General features: G+C 54.9%; 4 protein-coding genes. All 4 read left to right on the forward strand.

The genetic code is table 11. From position 1 onward, the window contains the following. Positions 1–377, forward strand: a 377-nt coding sequence (gene rplO / locus ACTF58_RS13440) for a 50S ribosomal protein L15 (RefSeq protein WP_438992474.1), incomplete at its 5' end; no start/stop codon positions are given. A 110-nt stretch (positions 378–487) separates the two neighbouring features. Next, positions 488–1,858 carry a preprotein translocase subunit SecY gene (gene secY, locus ACTF58_RS13445; protein WP_438992475.1) on the forward strand — a complete coding sequence of 457 codons (1,371 nt, stop codon included), beginning with the start codon at positions 488–490 and terminating at the stop codon, positions 1,856–1,858. Beyond that, entirely contained in the window at positions 1,855–2,430 is a 576-nt protein-coding gene (locus tag ACTF58_RS13450; protein ID WP_438992476.1) for an adenylate kinase, read from the forward strand. The genes secY and ACTF58_RS13450 overlap by 4 nt, the downstream gene beginning before the upstream one ends. A gap of 210 nt (positions 2,431–2,640) precedes the next feature. Next, positions 2,641–2,784: 30S ribosomal protein S13 (gene rpsM / locus ACTF58_RS13455; RefSeq protein ID WP_438992477.1), on the forward strand; the 144-nt coding region annotated here is incomplete at its 3' end.

Below are 2,784 nucleotides of genomic sequence, written 5' to 3' on the forward strand. Positions count from 1 at the left end.
GTGGTATCAAGGGTCAAAAGTCACGTTCAGGTGTGGCGATCAAAGGCTTTGAAGGCGGCCAAATGCCGCTCTACCAACGCTTGCCAAAGCGTGGCTTCAACAAGCCAAACCGTAAGAAATTTGCTGTTATCAACCTTGGCCTCATTCAGAAGTTTGTGGATGAGAAGAAGATTGATGCCTCAGCGGCCATCACAGAAGAAGCGCTCGTTGCAAGCGGCCTCGTGCGCCGTGTGCTGGACGGTGTGCGCGTTCTGGCGAAGGGCGAGATCACGTCGAAATTGAACCTTGAAGTCACAGGCGCTTCCAAGGCTGCGATTGACGCAGTTGAAAAAGCAGGTGGCTCACTGAAGGTAACGGTCGCAGCAGCGGCAGAATAAGAGGTTGTGAGGCGCGCCCAAGCGCCTTACATACCCTTAACAAGTTTTCCCAAAACGCCGCCTGTGCTTGGAAAATGCGCAGGCGGCGTTCATGCATAAGAGAGACCCTAATGGTATCCGCCGCAGAACAAATGGCCGCCAACACGAGCTGGGGGACGCTTTTTAAAGCATCTGATCTGCGCTCGCGTATCCTTTTCACCCTTGGTTTGCTGATCGTCTATCGCCTTGGCACGTTTATTCCCGTTCCGGGCATCGACGGCGCGGCGCTGCGCGAGTTTATGGAGCAGGCCGGGCAGGGCATCGGCGGGATGGTCTCGATGTTTACGGGCGGTGCGCTCGGACGGATGGGCATTTTTGCACTGGGCATTATGCCTTATATCTCCGCGAGCATTATTGTTCAGCTTCTTACCTCGATGGTTCCCTCGCTTGAGCAGTTGAAGAAAGAGGGCGAGCAGGGCCGTAAGAAAATCAACCAATATACGCGTTTTGGCACGGTTGCTCTGGCGACGCTTCAGTCTTACGGGCTGGCGGTGAGCATCTATGGCGGCGATCTGGTGCAGCCAGACTTGCCCTATTGGTTCTTTGTGACCTCCTGCATGGTGACGCTGATTGGCGGCACGATGTTCTTGATGTGGCTGGGTGAGCAAATCACCGCACGCGGCATTGGCAACGGGATTTCATTGATTATTTTCGTCGGTATCATTGCAGAAGTGCCTGCCGCCTTGGCGCAGTTTTTCAGCCAAGGTCGCTCGGGCGCGATCAGCCCTGCGGTTCTGATTGGTGTGATTGTGATGGTGGTCGGCACGATTATGTTCGTGGTCTTCATGGAGCGCGCCCTGCGCAAGATCCATATTCAATACCCGCGCCGCCAAGTCGGCATGAAGATGTATGACGGCGGCTCTAGCCACTTGCCTGTCAAGGTGAACCCGGCGGGCGTTATTCCTGCGATCTTCGCGAGCTCGCTGCTGCTTTTGCCAACAACGATCAGCACCTTCAGCGCGCAAGGCTCAACCGGCCCTGTCATGTCTTGGCTCTTGGCGTTCTTTGGCCCTGGTCAGCCGCTCTATCTTTTGTTCTTCGCGGGCATGATTGTATTTTTTGCGTATTTCTACACCTTCAACGTGAGCTTCAAGCCTGACGAGGTTGCGGACAACCTCAAGAACCAGTCCGGCTTTGTCCCCGGTGTGCGCCCCGGTAAGAAAACGGCAGAGTATCTTGAGTATGTTGTGAACCGTGTTCTTGTTCTCGGTTCGGCTTACCTTGCGGCAGTTTGTCTCTTTCCTGAGTTTCTGCGTGGCCAATTCACGATTCCGTTCTATTTTGGCGGCACATCGGTGTTGATTGTTGTGTCCGTGACCATGGACACAATCCAGCAAGTGCAGAGCCATTTGCTTGCGCACCAATATGAAGGTTTGATCGAGAGATCACAGTTGTCTGGCAAGGGCCGGAAGCGCAAACGTAAGGGAACCACACGGCGATGAATATTATCCTACTCGGACCACCGGGAGCCGGCAAAGGCACCCAAGCAGCCAAACTTGTTGACGAGCGTGATATGATCCAGCTCTCGACAGGAGATATGCTCCGTGAGGCCAAAACCTCCGGCACCGAGATGGGTAAAAAAGTTGCCGCGATTATGGACGCGGGCGAGCTTGTCACGGACGAGATTGTGATCGGCCTTATTCGCGAGAAGCTGGAAGGCGACAAAAAAGGCGGCTTCATTTTTGATGGCTTCCCGCGGACCTTGCCGCAGGCCGACGCTCTGGCCGCTCTTCTCAACGAGAAAGGCGAAAGCCTTGATGTTGTGATCGAGATGCAGGTCAATGACGAGGTGCTTGTCGACCGGATCCTCAACCGCGCAGCCGAAGCTGTTGCCGCTGGCGGCACGGCGCGGGCGGATGACAATGCAGAAAGCCTCAAAGTGCGCCTCATGGCTTACTACAAGCAAACCGCCCCGCTGATCGGCTATTACTATGCCAAAGGCCAGTTGGTCTCTATCGACGGGCTTGGCGAGATTGACGCTGTGAAGGCGGATATCGCCAAGGCTCTGGCGTAAGTCAGAGCTGTGGCGTTCGGAGGGGTTGACGCCCCTCTGAAACACTCCTAATACGCCCTATCTCTTCGGAGATTTTGATTCTGGCATGGGTCGCCCCCATGCCTAATCTCATCACCTCGAATTCAGCTGCGGCCCGAGCGAATGCTTCGGGCCTACGTTGTGAAAAAAGGGTCTGGAATTACGGACCCGCAACGAAAGGACAAAAGACGTATGGCACGTATCGCCGGCGTAAACATCCCGACCAACAAACGGGTCCCGATCGCCCTCACATATATCACTGGTATTGGTAACACCTCTGCCAAAGCAATCTGCGAAGCTGTTGGCATTGATGCCACACGTCGCATCAACGAGCTT

The sequence above is a fragment of the Lentibacter sp. genome (genome assembly GCF_965657785.1).
GTDB lineage: Bacteria > Pseudomonadota > Alphaproteobacteria > Rhodobacterales > Rhodobacteraceae > Lentibacter.

Coding starts and splice junctions, on each gene's coding strand:
- secY (WP_438992475.1), top strand. CDS start 488: ATGGTATCCGCCGCAGAACAAATGGCCGCCAACACGAGCTGGGGGACG.
- ACTF58_RS13450 (WP_438992476.1), top strand. CDS start 1,855: ATGAATATTATCCTACTCGGACCACCGGGAGCCGGCAAAGGCACCCAA.